The 17,796-nt window shown below is 39.2% G+C and carries 18 protein-coding genes; 1 reads left to right on the top strand and 17 read right to left on the bottom strand.

Features of this window, described 5'->3' with window-relative positions; translation table 11 throughout:
• Window positions 1–11 precede the first annotated feature (11 nt).
• The 13 genes from Q0H92_RS11220 to Q0H92_RS11160 all read right to left on the bottom strand — a co-directional run bounded on the left by Q0H92_RS11220 (window position 12) and on the right by Q0H92_RS11160 (window position 12,497).
• Entirely contained in the window at window positions 12–590 is a 579-nt protein-coding gene (locus tag Q0H92_RS11220) for an RnfABCDGE type electron transport complex subunit A (RefSeq protein ID WP_013700714.1), read from the bottom strand.
• Window positions 587–1,204 carry an electron transport complex subunit RsxE gene (gene rsxE / locus Q0H92_RS11215; RefSeq protein ID WP_296015092.1) on the bottom strand — a complete coding sequence of 206 codons (618 nt, stop codon included), beginning with the start codon at window positions 1,202–1,204 and terminating at the stop codon, window positions 587–589. The genes Q0H92_RS11220 and rsxE overlap by 4 nt, the downstream gene beginning before the upstream one ends.
• Window position 1,205: 1 nt before the next feature.
• On the bottom strand, window positions 1,206–1,808 hold the full coding sequence (locus tag Q0H92_RS11210; protein WP_296015091.1) for an FMN-binding protein: 603 nt from the start codon (window positions 1,806–1,808) through the stop codon (window positions 1,206–1,208).
• Window positions 1,805–2,836 carry an RnfABCDGE type electron transport complex subunit D gene (locus Q0H92_RS11205; protein ID WP_296015088.1) on the bottom strand — a complete coding sequence of 344 codons (1,032 nt, stop codon included), beginning with the start codon at window positions 2,834–2,836 and terminating at the stop codon, window positions 1,805–1,807. The genes Q0H92_RS11210 and Q0H92_RS11205 overlap by 4 nt, the downstream gene beginning before the upstream one ends.
• The gene (rsxC, locus tag Q0H92_RS11200; RefSeq protein ID WP_296015085.1) at window positions 2,833–4,182 is read right to left on the bottom strand and encodes an electron transport complex subunit RsxC; all 1,350 of its coding nucleotides are present in this window, start codon (window positions 4,180–4,182) and stop codon (window positions 2,833–2,835) included. The genes Q0H92_RS11205 and rsxC overlap by 4 nt, the downstream gene beginning before the upstream one ends.
• 99 nt (window positions 4,183–4,281) lie before the next feature.
• Window positions 4,282–4,764: a Cys-tRNA(Pro) deacylase gene (ybaK, locus tag Q0H92_RS11195; RefSeq protein WP_295796217.1), complete on the bottom strand. Its 483-nt coding sequence runs from the start codon at window positions 4,762–4,764 to the stop codon at window positions 4,282–4,284.
• 3 nt (window positions 4,765–4,767) lie between these two features.
• Window positions 4,768–5,706 (bottom strand): SPOR domain-containing protein, encoded by a 939-nt coding sequence (locus Q0H92_RS11190; RefSeq protein WP_296015084.1) that lies wholly within the window; start codon window positions 5,704–5,706, stop codon window positions 4,768–4,770.
• A 113-nt stretch (window positions 5,707–5,819) separates the two neighbouring features.
• A complete protein-coding gene (gene coaE / locus Q0H92_RS11185) occupies window positions 5,820–6,416 on the bottom strand; it encodes a dephospho-CoA kinase (protein WP_296015082.1) in 597 nt (198 codons plus the stop codon).
• Window positions 6,416–9,208, bottom strand: a complete 2,793-nt coding sequence (polA, locus tag Q0H92_RS11180; RefSeq protein WP_296015081.1) for a DNA polymerase I — start codon at window positions 9,206–9,208, stop codon at window positions 6,416–6,418. Before polA ends, coaE begins: the two co-directional genes overlap by 1 nt.
• A gap of 384 nt (window positions 9,209–9,592) precedes the next feature.
• Window positions 9,593–10,312, bottom strand: a complete 720-nt coding sequence (locus tag Q0H92_RS11175; RefSeq protein ID WP_296015078.1) for a site-specific DNA-methyltransferase — start codon at window positions 10,310–10,312, stop codon at window positions 9,593–9,595.
• Window positions 10,313–10,474: 162 nt separating this feature from the next.
• The gene (locus Q0H92_RS11170; protein WP_296015077.1) at window positions 10,475–11,092 is read right to left on the bottom strand and encodes a hypothetical protein; all 618 of its coding nucleotides are present in this window, start codon (window positions 11,090–11,092) and stop codon (window positions 10,475–10,477) included.
• 34 nt (window positions 11,093–11,126) lie between these two features.
• Window positions 11,127–11,870 carry a hypothetical protein gene (locus tag Q0H92_RS11165; RefSeq protein WP_296015075.1) on the bottom strand — a complete coding sequence of 248 codons (744 nt, stop codon included), beginning with the start codon at window positions 11,868–11,870 and terminating at the stop codon, window positions 11,127–11,129.
• A gap of 15 nt (window positions 11,871–11,885) precedes the next feature.
• On the bottom strand, window positions 11,886–12,497 hold the full coding sequence (locus Q0H92_RS11160; protein ID WP_296015072.1) for a Dam family site-specific DNA-(adenine-N6)-methyltransferase: 612 nt from the start codon (window positions 12,495–12,497) through the stop codon (window positions 11,886–11,888).
• 121 nt (window positions 12,498–12,618) lie between these two features.
• Between Q0H92_RS11160 and Q0H92_RS11155 the strand changes: the two genes are divergently transcribed.
• A complete protein-coding gene (locus Q0H92_RS11155; RefSeq protein WP_296015069.1) occupies window positions 12,619–13,386 on the top strand; it encodes an RNA pseudouridine synthase in 768 nt (255 codons plus the stop codon).
• Between the two features lie 7 nt (window positions 13,387–13,393).
• Here Q0H92_RS11155 and Q0H92_RS11150 read toward each other — a convergent pair whose 3' ends face one another.
• The 4 genes from Q0H92_RS11150 to Q0H92_RS11135 are packed head-to-tail and all read right to left on the bottom strand — an operon-like array spanning window position 13,394 to window position 17,689.
• Window positions 13,394–13,936, bottom strand: a complete 543-nt coding sequence (locus tag Q0H92_RS11150) for a DUF4340 domain-containing protein (protein ID WP_296015065.1) — start codon at window positions 13,934–13,936, stop codon at window positions 13,394–13,396.
• A gap of 20 nt (window positions 13,937–13,956) precedes the next feature.
• Window positions 13,957–16,020 (bottom strand): Gldg family protein, encoded by a 2,064-nt coding sequence (locus Q0H92_RS11145; RefSeq protein ID WP_296015062.1) that lies wholly within the window; start codon window positions 16,018–16,020, stop codon window positions 13,957–13,959.
• 3 nt (window positions 16,021–16,023) lie between these two features.
• Complete coding sequence (locus Q0H92_RS11140; RefSeq protein WP_296015058.1) at window positions 16,024–16,746, bottom strand: ABC transporter permease subunit; 723 nt, start codon at window positions 16,744–16,746, stop codon at window positions 16,024–16,026.
• The gene (locus Q0H92_RS11135) at window positions 16,736–17,689 is read right to left on the bottom strand and encodes an ATP-binding cassette domain-containing protein (protein WP_296015054.1); all 954 of its coding nucleotides are present in this window, start codon (window positions 17,687–17,689) and stop codon (window positions 16,736–16,738) included. Before Q0H92_RS11135 ends, Q0H92_RS11140 begins: the two co-directional genes overlap by 11 nt.
• Between the last annotated feature and the right edge of the window lie 107 nt (window positions 17,690–17,796).

Below are 17,796 nucleotides of genomic sequence, written 5' to 3'. Positions count from 1 at the left end.
CCTCCGCTGAATTATTTTATAAGACCTTTAAAGCCTAAAAACGCAAGGCTCAAAAGTCCGGCAGCAACATAAAGAATTGGAGTTCCCTTAAAAGCTTCAGGAATTTTCGCAATTTTAATTCTGCTTCTTACGCCCGACATAATCACCATGCTCAAAAGAAATCCGCAGGCTGTTCCAAAAGCGTAAACAATGCTCTGAATATAATTGTAGTCTTTGCTTATGCAGTTTATTGTAACGCCAAGAACCGCGCAGTTTGTTGTAATCAGCGCAAGATAAACGCCCATTGAAGAGTAAAGTCCCGGCGCAGATTTTTTCAGATAAAATTCAACAAGCTGAACAAGAGAGGCAATTACAAGAATGAAAAACAATGTCTGCAAAAATTCCAGTCCAAGCGGAATCATCACAAATTTATACAAAGGCCAAGTAACAACAGTTGCAAGAATGATAACAAAAGTTGTAGCAAGTCCCATTCCAGAAGCTTTGCCAGTTTCGGCGGTCATTCCAATAAAAGGACAGATTGCCAAATACTGAATAAAAACAACGTTGTCAACAATTGCTGACTTTATAAAAAGCTGAATCATATCAGTCATTTTGCAGCCTCCTTTTTATTTTTCAAAGCCTGAACTGCCGCTCCAAGAAGTCCAAAAACAATGAAGCCGCCCGGCGCGCTGTTTAAAATTCCAATTCTGTATGCTTCAGGAATAAGCTCAAGTTTTACAGAAGTTCCAGCCATCAAAGTTCCGCCGCCAAAAAATTCACGCACAAGCGAAATCACAACGAGAACGCAAGTGTAGCCAATTCCCATTCCGAGCGCATCAAGAATAGAATTTCCGACATTGTTCTTTGAAGCAAAAGATTCAACGCGTCCCATGATAATGCAGTTTACAACAATCAGCGGAAGAAAAACTCCCAGCGCATCGTACAAAGATTCAACATAAGCCTGAAGCACAAACTGAACAATAGTTGTAAACGCCGCGATAATAATTATAAAAATTGGAAGACGGATTGCGTTGGGAATACATTTTCTAAAAATGCTGATTACAAGCTCGCTCATAAAAAGAACGAACGTCATGCTCATTCCCATTCCAAGTCCGTTAAAAATACTTGTTGTAACTCCAAGCGAAGAACACAAGCCGATATTTAAAACCAAAAGCGGATTTTCCTTTAAGAAACCGTTTGTAAAAATTTGAAGCTGCTTGTTCATATTAATTCAACTCCTGTCCGTCAAGAACTTTTAAAAGACATTCTGTTCCTGCGGAAATAAGATTGCCAATGCCAACGCTAGTTATTGTCGCCCCGGAAATAGAGTCAAAAGTCTGACCGGCAACAAATCCGTCTTTGGCATTTTTTCCTTCAAATTGTCCGTAAAATGTTTTTCCGTTGGCAAGCGTAAATGTCGGATCATTTGCCTTCAAGCCGAATCCCGGAGAATCAGTAAGCTCCAAAAACTGCAAGCCTGTAACAGTTCCGTCGGCTCTCATTCCAACCATGATTGTACCTTTGTCATAAGTCGGACCTGAAACTTGGGCAACTCCGCCAATTACGTTTTCACCTTGTTTTGCAATAAAAATATTTTGTATTGTAATAGAAGAATTTGAAGCTGCAGGAAATGAATCAACGGCTTCAAAAGAATCAGCGTCTTTTACAACAGCTTTCATTGCGGCATTCGCTTTGTTAAGTTTATTCTGCGCAATCCGCCCGTAAGTAAAATTATTTACAACAGCAAGAACTGTGCAAGCCGCCATCGCATAAATCGCAAGGACAATTCCAAGTCCAAGCATTTCCAAGACTGAATTTTTCTGGCTCATTTTTCAGCCTCCGCATTTTTTTTCTGTTCTAAAGGAACTGCATTTGAAACATCAAAATCCTGAATTATTTTTTTTGGAGCAGGTTTTCTGTTTCCTTTTTTTCCGTAGCCATATTTTCTTGCGGAAAGATTATTCAGGAACGGAGCAACTGCATTCATAATCAAAATGCTGAACATTACACCTTCCGGGTATCCGCCGAATTTTCTTATCAGGAAAGTTATAAGTCCGCAGCCAAAGCCAAACACAAGCCGGCCTTTTTTTGTAACAGGAGCAGTCGAATAGTCAGTAACCATAAAAGTTGCCCCGAACAAAAGTCCTCCGCTCAAAAGCGCAAAGAGAACATCTCCGCCGGAAATCAATGTGCAGACAGCAACAGTTCCGACCATCGCAACAGGCGCTCTCCAGTCGATTATCTTTGTAAAAGCAAGGAAAGCAAAGGAAAGCAAAATCAAAAGAATTGAAGTTTCGCCAGTACAGCCAGCGCGGTTTCCAAAAAAATACTGAAGATAAACTGAACTGTCAGCAACAAAAGAGCCTGCCTTAACTTGGCTCAAAACTGTCGCGCTTGAAATTGCATCAGTCGCCGGATTAAACCAAGACGCGCCCAAAGCAACCGGAAAACTTATAAACACAAAAGCTCGTCCAGTAAGCGCCGGATTAAAAACGTTGCTTCCGATTCCTCCGAAAAGTCCCTTCGCAATAACAATCGCAACCAACGCGCCAAGAACTGTCATCCACAAAGGCGTTGTAGACGGAATTACAAGAGCAAGCAAAACGCCAGTCACACAGCAAGATAAATTTGAAACAACAATTTTTTGACGGGTGATTTTCTGAAACAAAAATTCAAAAACAAAGCATGAAGCAACAGAAACAAGAATTGTCGCCAAGGCAGGAAGTCCAAAAACAATAACGCCATAAACACATTCAGGAAGCAGCGAAATCAAAACCGCAAGCATTATTTTTTGAGTTGAAAGCCCAGCTGTAAAATGCGGGCTAGAAGAAAGAAACATTTTATTTTCAGAGTTCATTTTTTTACAGCCTCCTTTGCTTTTGCCGCCGCAATCTGTTCTCTTACAATCGACTTTCCAATTCTGAAACGCTGAACAAGTCTAACATTCGCCGGGCAAGCATAAGCGCAGCATCCGCATTCAATGCAGTCCATAAGACCAAGTTTTTTTGCATTTGAAATATTTTCAGCCTTAAGCTCACGAACCATAAGAACCGGACTTAAATGCATTGCGCAGACAGACACACACATTCCGCAGCCAATGCACTGCTCTTCGTCAACAAGATAAGTTTCATCTTTTGTGAGGAAAGTAATTCCGCTTGTTCCTTTTGCAACTGGAAAATTCATATCAGGCATCGCAAAGCCCATCATCGGGCCGCCGGAAATAATTTTCACAGCCGAATTTTCTTTTAAAGAAAAATATTCAGGAGACAAATCTGAAATCATTGTTCCGACTGGAACTTTTAAATTGCACGGATTTTCTACTGCGCCGCCGGAAATTGTAAGGCTGCGTTCAATCAAAGGTTTTCCGAGCCTGAAAGCATCGCTTATCGCGCAGACAGTTCCAACATTTGAAATAATCACGCCAGCATCGGCAGGGAGTTTTCCAGAAGGAATTTCAACGCCAAGGCAAGACGAAACTATAAATTTTTCAGAGCCCTGCGGATATTTTGTTTTGACGAGCATAACGCGCATATCGTCTGCGTAGCCTTTTTCAACTATGATTTTTTCAAGAGAAGGTTTTATGTAGGCCTTGTTGTCTTCAAGCGCAATTATTCCAGCCGCGCCAACAAGATTCAAAATTATCGCAAGTCCGTCTATGAGTTTTTCCGGAGTTTCAATCATTGTCCGCTCATCGCAAGTAAGATAAGGCTCGCATTCAGCGGCGTTGACAAGAACATAATCGATTTCTTTATCTTCTGGAGGATTTAATTTTACGTGCGCAGGAAAAGACGCGCCGCCCATTCCGACAATTCCAGCTTCTTTTATCCGCTCAAGAACTTTTTCTTTTCCGCATGTAAACGGATCTAGCGGATCCATAAATTCAACATTATCCGAACCGTCAGCCTCAATCACAATGCAAGGCGCAGTCATTCCGCCAGTAACAGTAAAATTCTGAATCTTCTTTACTTTTCCTGAAATAGAAGAATGAACGGGCACTGACATGAATTTTTCACCCGAAGCAATTTTCTGTCCTTTTGCAACAGAATCTCCGACTTTTACGAGCGGAGTGTTTGGAGCGCCGCCCATGGTGATTGGAATCGTAACCGTTTTAGAAGAAGGAAACGCCTCTTTTATCGGGCATTTATTTGTAAGCTCCTTCATTTCCAACGGAAAGATTCCGCCTTTAAAAGTGTGTGTTTTCATGGAAATAATTTTACTATAGAAATCGCAAAAAGTCGATAATTTCAAACAACGAATTCCAATTTTGAAATCCGCTGAAAATATATCCGGCAAAAATTTTGGCTAAAGAATCAAATCAACTGGCTGGGCGTCGCTAGCTTTTATCAAATCTGAAGGAGAAAGCACAAGCTGAAGTCCGCGGATTCCTGCACTGACATAAACTTTGTCATAAAGCAAAACTGTCTCATCAATAAAAGTTCTGTATTTCCGTTTCATTCCGATGGGAGAACAGCCGCCGCGAATATATCCTGTAAGCGACAAAAGTTCTTCCGGCTTAACAGGATGAACTTCTTTTGCTCCACAAGCAGCTCTGGCTTTTTTCAAATTGATTTCATAAACCGCGCTCTGGCAAAAAACAACAGTCTCTTTTGAATCCGTGCGCATGACTATTGTTTTAAAAACGCATTCAGGATTTATTCCAAGTTTTTCAGAAAGTTCCAAAGCAGCTCCCTTATGAAGCAAATGTTCTCCGTCGTCATCGTACTCTTTTGTTTCGTAAGGAATTTCCAAGCTGTCTAAAATGCGCATTGCATTTGTTTTTTTCATTTTTTATTTTGCCGCGCTAGTATTTGTAACATAAGTTCCGTTTTTTGCAAACAAAGAAATTGTATCGATTCTTTGCTTCCAGTATTCGGCTTCACTTTTTGTTGTATAAGGTCCGACTCTTACGCGGTAATGAAGCACGCCTTTCGCATCTGTAAATGTAAAGACTTCGCATGGAATTTTATTCGACTCAAGAATTCCTCTGGCTTCGTCAGCATTTTTTGTTGTTGTGTAAGAACCAGCCTGAACCCAGAATCTGTCTGAAACTTTTTTTGCCAAAGCAGATTTTGAAGCAGAAACTTGAGCTGATTTTTTTGGAACTGAAGAAACTTGCGAAGAACTTTTTGAAGAAGCTGAATTTTTATTGCTAGACGCAGAAGCCTTTGGAGAAGAAACTTGCTTTTCGACTACAGGAGATTTTTTTTCAACATTGCGGTGAACAGCATTTGTTTCTCTGATTGCAGTTTCGGCAGCCTTGTTCTGAGCTGTAACATTGCTAGACGCAGAAGCAGTGTTCTTCAATGCGTTCAAGTCAATTGTTGTAGTTGAAGTGTCGCCAACATTGTAAACGCTTGTGTTTCCTGTAGAAATAACAGTAACGTTGTCTGTCTGCGCAATTTTTGAATCGGAATTTTCAATAGAAGTTTTTCCTTCCGCAGGAGATTCAATATTTGAAGTTACAGAAGAATTATTCACTTCCGCAGGATTTATGCTGGTTTCTTGAGCAGGAGGCTCGCTCGGAAAATCAATTCCATTTGAAAATGATTCAGCGTGCTTTTGCTGGGCAGTTTCTGGAGACATCCAAACCGAGCCAGCCGAACGCTGATAAAGAGCAGTTGTATTTTTTTTAGCTTCAGACGCATAAAGAATTACAGCAGCGCCAAGCACAACTGACAAAAAAATTCCAGCCGCAAGTACAATCCAAATAGTTCTTTTCTGTTCCATAATTTTATCCCCTGCCAGCTTTCAAAAATAAAACAAAAAGCCGGTATTCCATACAAAGAATATCGGCATTAAAAAAAAGATATTTAGAGGAAAATTCAAGTTTAAAAAGCCTGTTATTGCTTGAAAACTACGCGCTCAATTTTTTTCTGAAGTGAAGAAAGATTTCCGCAGTTTACAATTCTGAAAATTTCAATTCCAGTTTCTTTATATTGGCTGAACAAAAATCTTTGAGAAAAAAATCTTTCAATAATTTGAAGCGGCTTCATTCTGTCTCTTTTTTTAGCGCGCAAAAATCTAACAAAAACCGGACTATCAATAAAAAGAATTTTTTCAACTTTTTTCATTGCATTCACTTTGTACAAAACAGTTGCATTGACCGCAATATTTTTTTCAGAATTTTCATCTATGAATTTTTCCAAGACTGAATTTATATACGGAAAAACAATTTCCTCCTGCTTTTTTACAAGCCTTTCATTTTTAAATATAAGCTGACCAAGATTTTTTCTGTTTATTTTTCCATCTGGATTCAAAAGCTGAATTTTATTTTTCTGAGCCAAAGAAGAAAATTCCTCAAGAATTTTTTCCTTGCAAATTTCAACTGCGTCATGACCAATCAAATCCGCGTCAATAGAAACAAATCCCAGTTTTTCAAGAATTGAACTTGCCGCATTTTTTCCTACCGCCATCGGACCTGTTACGCACAAAACCATCAGTGGAATTCTCCCCAGTTTTTTCCGCGCTCAACACTCACACGCAGAGGAATTCTCAGCTGAACAGCATTTTCCATTTCGCGCTGAATAATTGAAATTGCATTTTCCGCATTGTCTTCCGGGCATTCAAAAATCAATTCGTCATGAACCTGCAAAAGCATCTTTGCGCCTGTACTGGATTTTTCCAAGGCAGACTGAACTTTTATCATTGCAGTTTTTACAATATCAGCCGCGCTACCTTGAATCGGAGTGTTTATTGCAATTCTTTCAGCGCCCTGAAGCACAATCTTGCTTGAGCTTTTTATTTCTGGAATATAACGTCTGCGTCCAGTAATTGTTTCAACATAACCGGTTTCTCTTGCCATACGTTTTGTTTCATCAAGAAATTTTTTAACATCGGAATACGTTGAAAAATATTGGTCAATAAAATTTTTTGCTTCTGTCCGGCTTATGTTCAATTCATTTGCAAGTCGAAACGCGCTCATTCCGTACATAACCCCAAAGTTCACGGTCTTTGCAAAGCGACGCTGTTCTGGCTTCACCTGCTCTGGAGAAATTCCGTAAATCAAAGCGGCTGTGGATTTATGAACATCAATTCCATTTATAAAGGCAGAGCAAAGATTTTTATCGCCGCTCAAATGCGCAAGCACAACAAGTTCAATTTGAGAGTAGTCTGCAGAAATAAGAACTGTTCCCGGCACAGCAGTAAACGCAGAACGAATTCTTCTTCCAGATTCATCGCGCACAGGAATGTTCTGCAAATTTGGATCTCGACTTGAAAGGCGGCCTGTGGCAGTTCCCGTCTGCAAAAAAGAAGTATGGATTCTTCCATTCTTGTCTGCAAGCAAAGGCAGTGCCTCCACATAAGTGCTTTGAAGTTTTGTGTACGACCTGTAATCAAGAATCATTTTTGGAAGAGGGTCGTTTGTAGAAAACACAAGTTCTTCAAGAACAGCAGTGTCTGTGCTGTAACCAGTTTTTGTTTTTTTGCCATGAGGAAGATTGCGTTTTTCAAACAAAATTTCCTGAAGCTGCTTTGGAGACGCAATGTTAAATTCGCAATCTGCCTCTTTGTAAATTTCTTTTTCTTTTTCTGAAATCAAAACTGCAAGTTCATCTTTATACTCGTTCAGTTTTTTCTTGTCCAAATGAATTCCTTGAATTTCCATGGAAACAAGAATCGGAAGAACTTTCATTTCCATTTCATAAAAAAGTTTTTCAAGATTTGATTTTTTAATTTCATCTTTTAAAAGATAATAAAGCTGCAATGTAAAATCAGAATCTTCCGCGCCGTATTTAAAAGCCTTCTCCAAAGGAATATCCGCAAAAGTCTGATTTTTCTGAACAATGTCCTTGAACTCAATTCCTTTAAGCCCAAGCTTCGTTTCCGCAAGATACTCAAGACTGTACGGAGATTTTCCAGAAGCGGCAGGATTCAAAAGCCAGGCGGCAATCATCGTGTCAAAAATTTTACATTCAGTTTTTGAACTCATTCCGTTTGCGGCAAGAACTTCAAGATCGAATTTTCCGTTGTGCATTACAAGAGTGAGTTCTTTTTCCGCAAAAAGTTTTTCAAGAACAGAAAGGCAATCTTTTTTAGAGATCGTTTCGGGAGCAAACATTCCGCCGCTTAAAATAACAGGAACATAAATTCCTTTTCCTTTTTCAACGCTCAAACTAAAGCCTACAAGATTCGCCTCATGTGTGTTCAAGCTGTCAGTTTCTGTATCGAACGCCACAACTTTTTCTGCGGAATCTAAAATGTTCTGTGCAAAATTTTTCAGCTCGTCAAGATTTGTGCAAGGCTTGTAGTCGCCTTCATTTTGCTTTACAGACAGCGCGATTTTTTCTTCCGGCTCTTTTTCCTGCAAAACTGATTTTTCCTCTGAATGAATTTCCGCCGCAGTTTCCGAAGCGAAACTTTTTGCAATCGCATAGGCTCCGTATTTTTCAAGGAGTTCCGCGCCAGACTTAAAATTTATATTTTTTGTGCAGAAAGATTCAAAATCAATTTCAATAGGAACATCGTACCTTAAAGTTATAAGCTGCTTTGAAAAATAAGCATTATCCTTGTCGTTCCTAATTTTTTCTCCAAGCGCGCCTTTTATTTCAGAAGCGTGAGCATAAATCTCATCGAGAGTTCCGTACTGTGTCAGAAGTTTTATTGCGGTTTTGTCGCCCACGCCCTTCACGCCCGGAACATTGTCAGAAGCATCGCCCACAAGCGAAAGGTAGTCCAGAATCTTTTCAGGCGGAATTCCCCACTTTTCAAGAACTTCCTGCGCGCCGATAACTTCCCAGCCGCCGTTGGCTCTGTCCGGCTGCATTTCCAAGCAAGAGTCCGTAACAAGCTGAAGCAAATCCTTGTCGCCGCTAAGAATTCTGCACGGCCGGTTTTCCTGTGCGCATTTTTTTGCAACAGTCGCAATAATATCATCAGCTTCAAATCCGTCGTAGCGAAGAACAGGAATTTCCAATGCTTCAAGAATTTCTTCTATCCAAGGAACCTGCGCATGCAAATCTTCCGGAGTCTTGGCACGGTTAGCCTTGTACTCCGCATAAAGTTCATGCCGAAATGTCTTGACACGCGAATCAAACGCCGCCGCAAGATAACACGGATTGTATTTTGAAATAAGCGCCCTCAGATTCTTAAAGAAAATAACCAGCGCGCTAATATTGTCTCCGCCGGGATTTGTAAGAGGATGATTCAAAAGCGCAAAGTACGCCCTGTAAATCAAGCCGTAGGAATCAAGAATATATACAGTCTTATCTTCGATTTTTTCTTCTGCCATGAAATGATTTTACCACAGCTTGAAACTAAAAAAAAGATACGCCGCAGCTTTAAATTGCCACACGGATTATAAAAATCTAAATTTTTTAAGCCGGAAACAGTTTGGGCAGTGAATAAAAATTTTCACACGACTAAAAAGCGCATTGGGCAAAGCATTAAAATTTTCGAACAAGGTGAAATTGTGTTGGGCGACGTATTAAGATTTTCGAACGGATTGAAATTTCGTTGGGCAAAGCGTTAAAGTTTTTGCACGAGCCAAAAATGCGTTGGGGAGAGCGCGAAAGTTTTCGAATGAGCAAAAAACGCGTTGGGCAGGTCGTGAAATTTTCCGCATAGACGAAAAACGCATTGGGCAAGTCGTGAAATAATTTCATTTGCAAATAACCTAAAACGGCAAGTCCACGCCAAAATACGGCTCGTCCTCGTGAATCTCGCAAAGCTCCGCAATTCCGCGAATAGGCTTGTCGGAATATTTCAGGATTTTATCGTGGTAAGCCTTGCGAACCTGCGGATTTTCGATTTCCTCACGCCGAGCTTTTGAAAGTTCCAAAAATTCTGTCTCTCGGTCGATTCCCAAAAAACGGCGGTTCAGGAGCGAGGCGGCGATTCCTGTCGTGGAGCTTCCCGTGAACGGATCTAAAATCCATGCGTTTTCTTTTGTGGAAGCAAGGATAATCCGCGCAAGGAGCGGAAGAGGCTTTTGGGTCGGATGCTTTCCGCAGGATTTTTCCCACTTCGCGATTGCAGGCAAGCTCCACAGGTCGCGCATCTGAGTTCCTCCGTTGATTTCCTTCATCAGCTCATAGTTAAAATAATGCGGAACTTTCTTGCTTTTTCTTGCCCATAAGATAAACTCAGTTGAATGGGTGAAAAAACGGCACGAAAGATTCGGCGGCGGATTCGTCTTTGCCCAAGTGACGCAGTTCAAAATGCGGAAGTCCAGCTCGTTCAGCATCTGCGCAACTGAAAAAATATTGTGATACGTTCCCGAAATCCAGATTGTTCCGTCGTCCTTCAAATGCGAGCGGCAAGCAGAAAGCCATTCGCGGTTAAAGTCGTTGTCCTTTTCAAAACCCTGAGATTTATCCCAGTCGCCCTTGTTCACGCTCACCTGCTTCCCGGACTGAACAGAGATTATAAGCTGGGCGTTTCCCTCACTCTGTTCGGGTCGGGCTATTCGTGGTTACGCTATCGCTACATTGCTGCACTACGTTCCGCAACGGCTACGCCGCCACTACTATCCCTAACGCTGTTTTATTCTTTGAAATTATTCAAACTCATAGTAAAAATATCTAATAGCAGCAAGGACTTCTTCAAAAATATTTTCAGGAATAAAAATATTTTTCAAATATTCGCTTGTCACTTTGCATTGAGAACCACCTGCTTCTATTGAAATTAAGCTTGATTTCTCTTCTTCTAACCCTATATCTAAGAGAACTGATTTCAAGATGATTCTAGGGTCTTTATTGTCCGAATTATATTTTTTAAATAAAAAAGAAATTTTATCTTCAATTGAATAAAATTCAGAAGTTTTCCTATTTTCTTCTGTCAACAATTTCAATTTTCTCAAATGCTTAAAAATATGGTTGTCAATATTTCCATCTGACGCAAAACATTCTTCATAGTCTTTTTCTTCATCTTCCCAAAGATAATCAACAACGGTTTTTATGGAAGCTAAAGATTCTTCTGTTAAAATTTTCTTTGAAAGAATTTTTTCTGCGTCAAAACCATATTTAAAAATCCAGTCATTATTTACAAGAAGATGCTCTTTTGCGGCTTCCAAGTTTTCCGCTTTCTCAAAACCAAGTATCTGCAAATTCTCACAGTCAGTTTTATTTGGAGATTGTGTAAATCCTTCAAGGGTATAAAACATATATTCGTTCATACCAAAATATTGATCGAATTTTTATTTTGATCAACTACAAAATTAAATCCAGTTCTTTTTTTTCTATTTCGAGCTTGTACAGTTTTTCAATTTTGTCATAGCTTAAAAATTTTACTCTTTTATCTTTTCTAATCTTATCAAATGCTGTATAGCCCAACTTCTTATCATATTCAGCATGACGCTTTTCATCTGCAACAATATACATATTTGTATAAAAATCCTGCAAATCTGAAAATTTTGTAAGGGAGTTTTGAATGTCTGTAGAATGTTCCACTTCAAAAAAATCTTCCGGCATTTCTCTTTCGTTAAACCAAATTACATCAATTGTCGAGCTTCTTTGCGTAAACTTTTCATAAGAATATGCCGGTTGTTCCTGCAATGTTCGCAAATCACCAAGCCTTTCATTAAGAAACATTTTTGACTTATCTTGATTAGGAACAAAAGTTTTCTTGTTTCTCAAATTGCCGATAGTCACCAAAAGTCCCTGATAATATGAATGTGTAAATTCTTGAACAATTTTTGAATTTTTATTTTTTTCGGTTTCAACGACAATTCCTTTTTGTTCAAGTTCTTTTTGATAAGATTTTAAAGCCCAAAGTCCAGGTTTGATTTTATAAATGTTTGGATTTTCTTGAACAATCCGGCGGATTGAGGCAAAAGGAGTTTTTGATTTCCATTCGCAATCTTTTATTTTAAATACTTCCTGATTTAATTGTCCTAAAGTTGCAGCACCGCCAAGTTTTTCTAAAGTTTGAATTACTGCTTCATATTGTTTCATAAAATCTTCCTTTATTTATGCTATTCTCGCGTGAGGGATTGGAGCACCGAAGTTCCAGAGCAACTGAAAGTTGCGGCGGAATGAGCAGTAGCGAAGTGCGGAAAGCCCGACGGCTTTAGCCGGCACGTACTGATTTTCGTTATCGCAAATCAGCGGATTTTTTGCATTGTTAAACGGAACGTTGAATTCGCCTTTTTTGTTCACGCGGTAAAGTCCGTTGAAGCAGGTTTTGTTCAGAAAAATAAAGAGCGCGGCTTTTTCAAGATTTTCAGCGTCGTTTCTGTTGATTTTTAGCTCGTTGTAGCGAAGGCGCTTTTCGTAAAAAAGAATTTTGTTTTCTTCCAAAGTTTGATTTTTATATTTATTTTGAATTTCTGAAAGCTGTTTCAACAGATTATCGCAGTTGTTTTTTATCTGCAAATATGTGTTTATCAGCTCCGAATTCATGTCGTTTATCAGCACTTCTTCCGGGTGGCATTTTTGAAGCACATCGAACAGAACCGCGCCGCCGCCCACAAACGGCTCGCAGTATTTTTTGATTTCTTGAGGATAATGTTTTCTGATTTCCGGCAAGAGCTGAGTTTTTCCGCCTGCCCATTTTACAAAAGGATGTGGAATCTGCGACATAGAACATAGTGTACTGTAAATTTGTCAAATTTTCTACTAGATAAAATTTACATAGCAATTTTTCGAATGATAAACTTTGGCAAAGTTGATTTTTTGGAAGCGTGCATATATACTTTCGCAAATGGACGGACTTTTTAAGGAGCGGCTGGACACTATTTTTATCCGGCGGGGAATCAGCACGCACAGAAGAGTGCGCAGGCTTTTGCAAAAGCACAATGTATGCGTGAACGGCTCAAGGGTTCTTGAAAGCGGATTCAGGCTGAACCTTGCATCGGATGAAATTTCCATAGACGGAATCAAAAAAAATCTTGCGCCGGACATCTATCTTATGATGAACAAACAGACGGACGCTATCTGCTCCACAAAAGACGACGGACTTTACAAAACGGTCTATAGTTTTGTTCCGCAAAAATACTTTGACTATGCAAAAGAAAATTCGCTGCAAAAAATTCATACTGTTGGACGGCTGGACACAGACACGGAAGGGCTTTTGATTTTTACAACGAACGGAGATTTTTCGTACAGCCTCGCAAATCCGCTTTTCCATGTGAAAAAAACTTACTACGTTGAACTTGAAAAAAATGAATCAGAAGCACAAAGAAAATTTCTTGAAGAAAAATTCAGCGAAGGATTTTTTATTCCGTCTGAAAAAAATGAAAGAGAATTTATTTCAAGGCCGGCAATTCTGGAATGGAACAGCGCAAGTTCCTGCCGCCTCACAATTACAGAAGGAAAATTTCATCAGGTAAAACGGATGTTCAGCGCGCAAGGAAACAGAGTTGTATTCTTAAAAAGAATTTCAATCGGAAGCCTTGCGCTGGATGAAAAGCTCGCGCCGGGAGACAGCAGAGAACTTTCAAGCGAAGAACTTTCCCTGCTGTTCAAGTGAAAAAGTTTTATTCTGTTTCTGCGCCTTGTGAATTTTCCGTTTTTGGCTTTTCTTTTATTTCATCTGCGGAAACTTCAAATGTTGATTTTAACGAGCCTTGCGCAAGATAGATTTTCTTTTCATCATCGAGGCGCACATAGCACTGGCTTCCCGCAACAGAATCTTTTCCAACGTACAAAGTGCGTTCAACTTTTCCGCCTGAAGAAGCCACAACTTTTACAGCATTCTCGTCAGTCAAACCGTAGCGTTCCAAGTCGTTCAAATCGTAAGATACAGTTGAAAGAATTTTTATTTCATTGACTGAATTTACAATTCTGTTCGCGCGGTTTTCCATTGCAGGAAAATTTTCCACGAGCCATTTTTCATTTTCTTTTTTAAGCGAAAGAATGTGTCCGCCGTTTTTTGTTATTTCAACAGAATCAATTTCTTCATTCGTGTAAACGGTTTTTACTTTCGACCTGCCCAAAAAAGAAATTTGGAGAATATAAATCACGAACAGAATTGCAATCGATGAAAGAAGAACTATTTTTCTTGTATAAATATTTTTCATTTCTAGCTCCATTTAAATTATTATTTTTGCCGCGGATCTTCCGGATCGTAAGTCATTCGGATTTTTTCCCTGTGCTGACGGCGCAAAACAAATACACAAAGTCCGCCTAAAGCAACAAGAACCGCAAGCCCAACCTGATTAAAATATTTCACAGCAAGCGCAAATTTTCCAGAAGACATTTTGAGCGTGTTAAGCGAAAGGTTCTTTGTGCGCATTGAGCAGAAATCTTCCTTGCCGTTCATGTAGTCAACTGCATTGCGGACAAAATAAGAATTCGGAGTTTGTGAATCTTCCTGAAGCAGACCGAACTTTGCGGTTGCAATGCAAGATGTTGAAGCGATGAAGATTTTTGAATTTTGAATGCTTGAATCCAAATGATTTTTTGCCGCCAAGACATTTTCAGCTTCGCTTTCAAAAGGAGAGTTGTCAAATGCGCTTTTAAATTTTCCTTCAATCAAAACCGCGACATTTTTAGAGCTGAACTTGTCTTCTTCCTTCGGCGGAAAAATCGACATAGGACTTAAAACAAAATTTTCTGCGACAGGAACAGTCCAAGATTTTTCAGAAGTTTTTGCAATGACAGAAACTTTTGCATCTTTGTTTTCTTTTGCGCCAGAAATATCAATTTCAAAAGTCTGCGGAAAGAAAATGTTGCCAAGATTTTTTGATATAAGATTTTTTTGGTCAAGGCAATTTTTTTGAATCAGCGGCGTATAATAAAAGTCAAGTTTTCCATATTGCTGGGTCAACTGAGAAAAACATTTTTCATCCATAACATATTCATTGCCGATTTTTATTCCGTAGCTGTCAAAAAGTTTTTCAAGTCCGTTTTCAACAGGAACATATTCAGGCTGGCTGTAATAAGCCATTTCGCCATAAGGCATAATCTCGTCAACTGAATCAACAAAGAAAATTGCATTTCCGCCGCGCAAAACAAACTGATCAATTTTATAAAGCTCAGCATCTGAAAATTTTTCTTTCGGACCGTTTACAATCAGCAACTGCGCAGAAATCGGAATTTCATTTTCCAAAAGATTTACTTCCTGCAAATCATAAGTGTCGGCAAGAAGACTTTTCAAATACATTGAATCGTTTTTGTCCGCAAGAGAATGCTCGCCGTGTCCTGCAACATAAACAATCACATCAGTTTTTGAAACAACAGTTTTCACGCACTCTTCAATATTTTCTTCCAAGTCGTCAAGTCCCGAAACCACATATTGAAAAATTGCGTTTGTAAGTCTAAGCGGAACAAGCTGAACTTTCTGACCATATTCAACAACAAGCCCGATTGTTCCGTATTCAATTTTTCCATCAGGATTTTTCCAAGACACTGACTGGATTCCATATTTTTTTCCGAGCGCAAGAGAAGTTTCAGAATCAGGATTTTCAGATTTAAAATCAAGCCGACCTTTAAATTTTTTGTTCGCCGCAGAAAAAGCTTTTCCAACTTCATCGTCAATTTTTTCAAAGCCGGAAATATTAAACTGCTCAAGCGATTCAGATTTGTAAAGCGAAACTTTTACATTGTCGGAAAGTCCCGCAAGAATATTTGTGCTGGAAATAATTTTTCCAATGGCGGAAGTAATTTTGTATTCCAATCCGTCGCTTGAAGAAATGCCGTCAATTTTTTCTATTTGGTCCGCATAAGAAATAACAATTCCCATGAACACATTTTTCAAGCCGACTTCATTATTCTTTAGCTCGCGGATTTGAATTTGATTCAGCCCGTAGCCTCTTGCAATTCTCTGATTGTCGTAATCTTCCATGTCAAAAAATTCGCAGCTGAAATTTTTATTCGCGGAATTTCCGTATTCAGCCAAAATATCTTTCACATACTGCTCAACGTTCGAATAAGGCGACGGAAGATTTGCTGAAAAGAAAACTTTTACGTTCAGCGGCTCCTCAAGATTTTTTACAACTTCTTTGCTCGAAGATGAAAGCGAATATGATTTTGATTCCGTCAAGTCGATTCTAAAAAAAGCGCGGGAAGCAACAAGATTCAAAAGAACAACGGCAACTATAAAAAGCCAGATGTCCGCGGAAGGATTTTTTATCCATGAAATAAATTTATTTTCCTTTTTCATTTTTCAACCTTTCCTTTGATTTGAAATTACGCAGACTGTCAGAGAAACAAAAACTGCTGTCAAAGAAACAAAATACAAAATATCGCGCGAATCAATTATGCCTCTCGAAATCGACATAAAGTGGCTCGTGGAAGAAATGAACGAAGCGAAGCCAACGAAAATTCCCGGAAGCAAAACAGAAAAAACTGTAATCATCGTAAGGAAAATGCAAATTGCAAACGCAAGGAAAAATGCGATAATCTGATTTTTTGTAACAGACGAAGCAAAAATTCCAATCGCGCAAAAAGCCGAAGCCAAAAGCACAGCTCCCAAATATCCGCCGACAACAGGACCAAAATCAATTCGCGAAGAAGCAAAAATTGCGCAAGCTGCAACATAAAAAAAAGTCGGAATCAAAAGCACAATACTAGAAACAAAACTCGCAAGATATTTTCCTGCAACAATATCGAAATTTGTAACAGGCAACGTAACCAAAGTTTCCATTGTTCCGCTCTTTTTTTCCTCGCTGAAAATTCGCATCGTCATTGCCGGAATAAAAAAACTGAACAATATCGGAAGCAGCTCAAAAAAATTTCTAAGCTCAGGTCGGTTCACCAAAAAGAATGTAGAAAAAAATAAAAATCCGCTGAACAAAAGAAACAGCGCGCCAACAATGTAAGCAACAGGACTTGTAAAATACGAGCAAAGTTCCCGTTTCATAATAACTGCCCAAGATTTATTTTTCATTTTCTACTCCATTTTCAGAATCATGCGCAGAAGTCAAGCTTCTAAACACATCTTCAAGGCTGTTCTTTTTCTGCTGCATTTCAAAAAGCTCCAAGCCGTTCTGCACGCACGCCTTTGCGAGTTCCGGTCTGACTTCAATATTTTTTTCAACGGAAATTCTAAATTCAATTTTTCCATCATTTAAAATTGAATGAATTTTTGAAACGCCATTTATTCCGTGGAATATTTTTTCAGCATCTTCTGCAGAAGCCCCGGAAACACAAAGCTGAACTTCAGACGAATTTCCAAAATGCTCGCGAAGTTCTTCTGTCGGACTATCGGCAACTTTTTTTCCGCCGGAAATAATAATAACTCTGCCGCAAAGCATTTCAACTTCGCTAAGAATATGCGTTGAAATAATTACAGTGTGAGTTTTTCCAATCTGCTTAATCAAATTGCGCACTTCCAAAACTTGGTTTGGATCAAGTCCACTTGTCGGCTCGTCAAGAATAAGAATTTCAGGATTTCCCATAAGAGCATGAGCAAGCCCAACGCGCTGTCTGTTTCCGCGGCTAAGCTCTCCAATATTTTTGTGCATGACTTCTTTTAGTCCGCAGACTTCTGCAAGCTCCTGGCATTTTTCCGCAGGATTCTGACCTTCAATTTCAGCAATGTATTTTAAATAGTCGGCAACAATCATGTCGGAATACATCGGCGCGCTTTCTGGCATATATCCAATTTTTCTTTTTGTCTCAACCGGATTTTTTAAAACATCAAGCCCGTCAATTTTTACAGTTCCAGAATCAGGCTCAAGAAAACCGGAAATCATTCGCATCGTTGTCGTTTTTCCAGCTCCGTTCGGACCAAGCAGCCCAACAATTTCTCCAGTCTGAATAGAAAAACTTATGCCGTCCACCGCCCGGAAATTTCCAAACAGCTTCGACACATTTTCAACTTCAATCATAACCACCTCATTAATTTTTACTAATATAATAAAACAAACTAAAGTTCACAAGGTTATATTCCGCCGGAAAACCGTGCAAAAAAAATTTGAAATAATGAAAAATTGAT

It is taken from the genome of uncultured Treponema sp., assembly GCF_934725225.1.
In the GTDB taxonomy this organism is placed as follows: domain Bacteria; phylum Spirochaetota; class Spirochaetia; order Treponematales; family Treponemataceae; genus Treponema_D.
Note: the sequence above shows the minus strand (reverse complement) of the source record. Positions and strands in the feature narration are given on the sequence as shown.

Excerpts from the sequence above, each read along its gene's own strand:
- Q0H92_RS11220 (WP_013700714.1), bottom strand. The coding sequence starts at position 590 with ATGACTGATATGATTCAGCTTTTTATAAAGTCAGCAATTGTTGACAAC.
- Q0H92_RS11150 (WP_296015065.1), bottom strand. The coding sequence starts at position 13,936 with ATGAAAAATATTTATACAAGAAAAATAGTTCTTCTTTCATCGATTGCA.
- Q0H92_RS11210 (WP_296015091.1), bottom strand. The coding sequence starts at position 1,808 with ATGAGCCAGAAAAATTCAGTCTTGGAAATGCTTGGACTTGGAATTGTC.
- Q0H92_RS11165 (WP_296015075.1), bottom strand. The coding sequence starts at position 11,870 with ATGAAACAATATGAAGCAGTAATTCAAACTTTAGAAAAACTTGGCGGT.
- Q0H92_RS11170 (WP_296015077.1), bottom strand. The coding sequence starts at position 11,092 with ATGAACGAATATATGTTTTATACCCTTGAAGGATTTACACAATCTCCA.
- ybaK (WP_295796217.1), bottom strand. The coding sequence starts at position 4,764 with ATGAAAAAAACAAATGCAATGCGCATTTTAGACAGCTTGGAAATTCCT.
- polA (WP_296015081.1), bottom strand. The coding sequence starts at position 9,208 with ATGGCAGAAGAAAAAATCGAAGATAAGACTGTATATATTCTTGATTCC.
- coaE (WP_296015082.1), bottom strand. The coding sequence starts at position 6,416 with ATGGTTTTGTGCGTAACAGGTCCGATGGCGGTAGGAAAAAATGCGGCA.
- Q0H92_RS11155 (WP_296015069.1), top strand. The coding sequence starts at position 12,619 with ATGGACGGACTTTTTAAGGAGCGGCTGGACACTATTTTTATCCGGCGG.
- Q0H92_RS11140 (WP_296015058.1), bottom strand. The coding sequence starts at position 16,746 with ATGAAAAATAAATCTTGGGCAGTTATTATGAAACGGGAACTTTGCTCG.
- rsxC (WP_296015085.1), bottom strand. The coding sequence starts at position 4,182 with ATGAAAACACACACTTTTAAAGGCGGAATCTTTCCGTTGGAAATGAAG.
- rsxE (WP_296015092.1), bottom strand. The coding sequence starts at position 1,204 with ATGAACAAGCAGCTTCAAATTTTTACAAACGGTTTCTTAAAGGAAAAT.
- Q0H92_RS11135 (WP_296015054.1), bottom strand. The coding sequence starts at position 17,689 with ATGATTGAAGTTGAAAATGTGTCGAAGCTGTTTGGAAATTTCCGGGCG.
- Q0H92_RS11160 (WP_296015072.1), bottom strand. The coding sequence starts at position 12,497 with ATGTCGCAGATTCCACATCCTTTTGTAAAATGGGCAGGCGGAAAAACT.
- Q0H92_RS11145 (WP_296015062.1), bottom strand. The coding sequence starts at position 16,020 with ATGAAAAAGGAAAATAAATTTATTTCATGGATAAAAAATCCTTCCGCG.
- Q0H92_RS11190 (WP_296015084.1), bottom strand. The coding sequence starts at position 5,706 with ATGGAACAGAAAAGAACTATTTGGATTGTACTTGCGGCTGGAATTTTT.
- Q0H92_RS11205 (WP_296015088.1), bottom strand. The coding sequence starts at position 2,836 with ATGAACTCTGAAAATAAAATGTTTCTTTCTTCTAGCCCGCATTTTACA.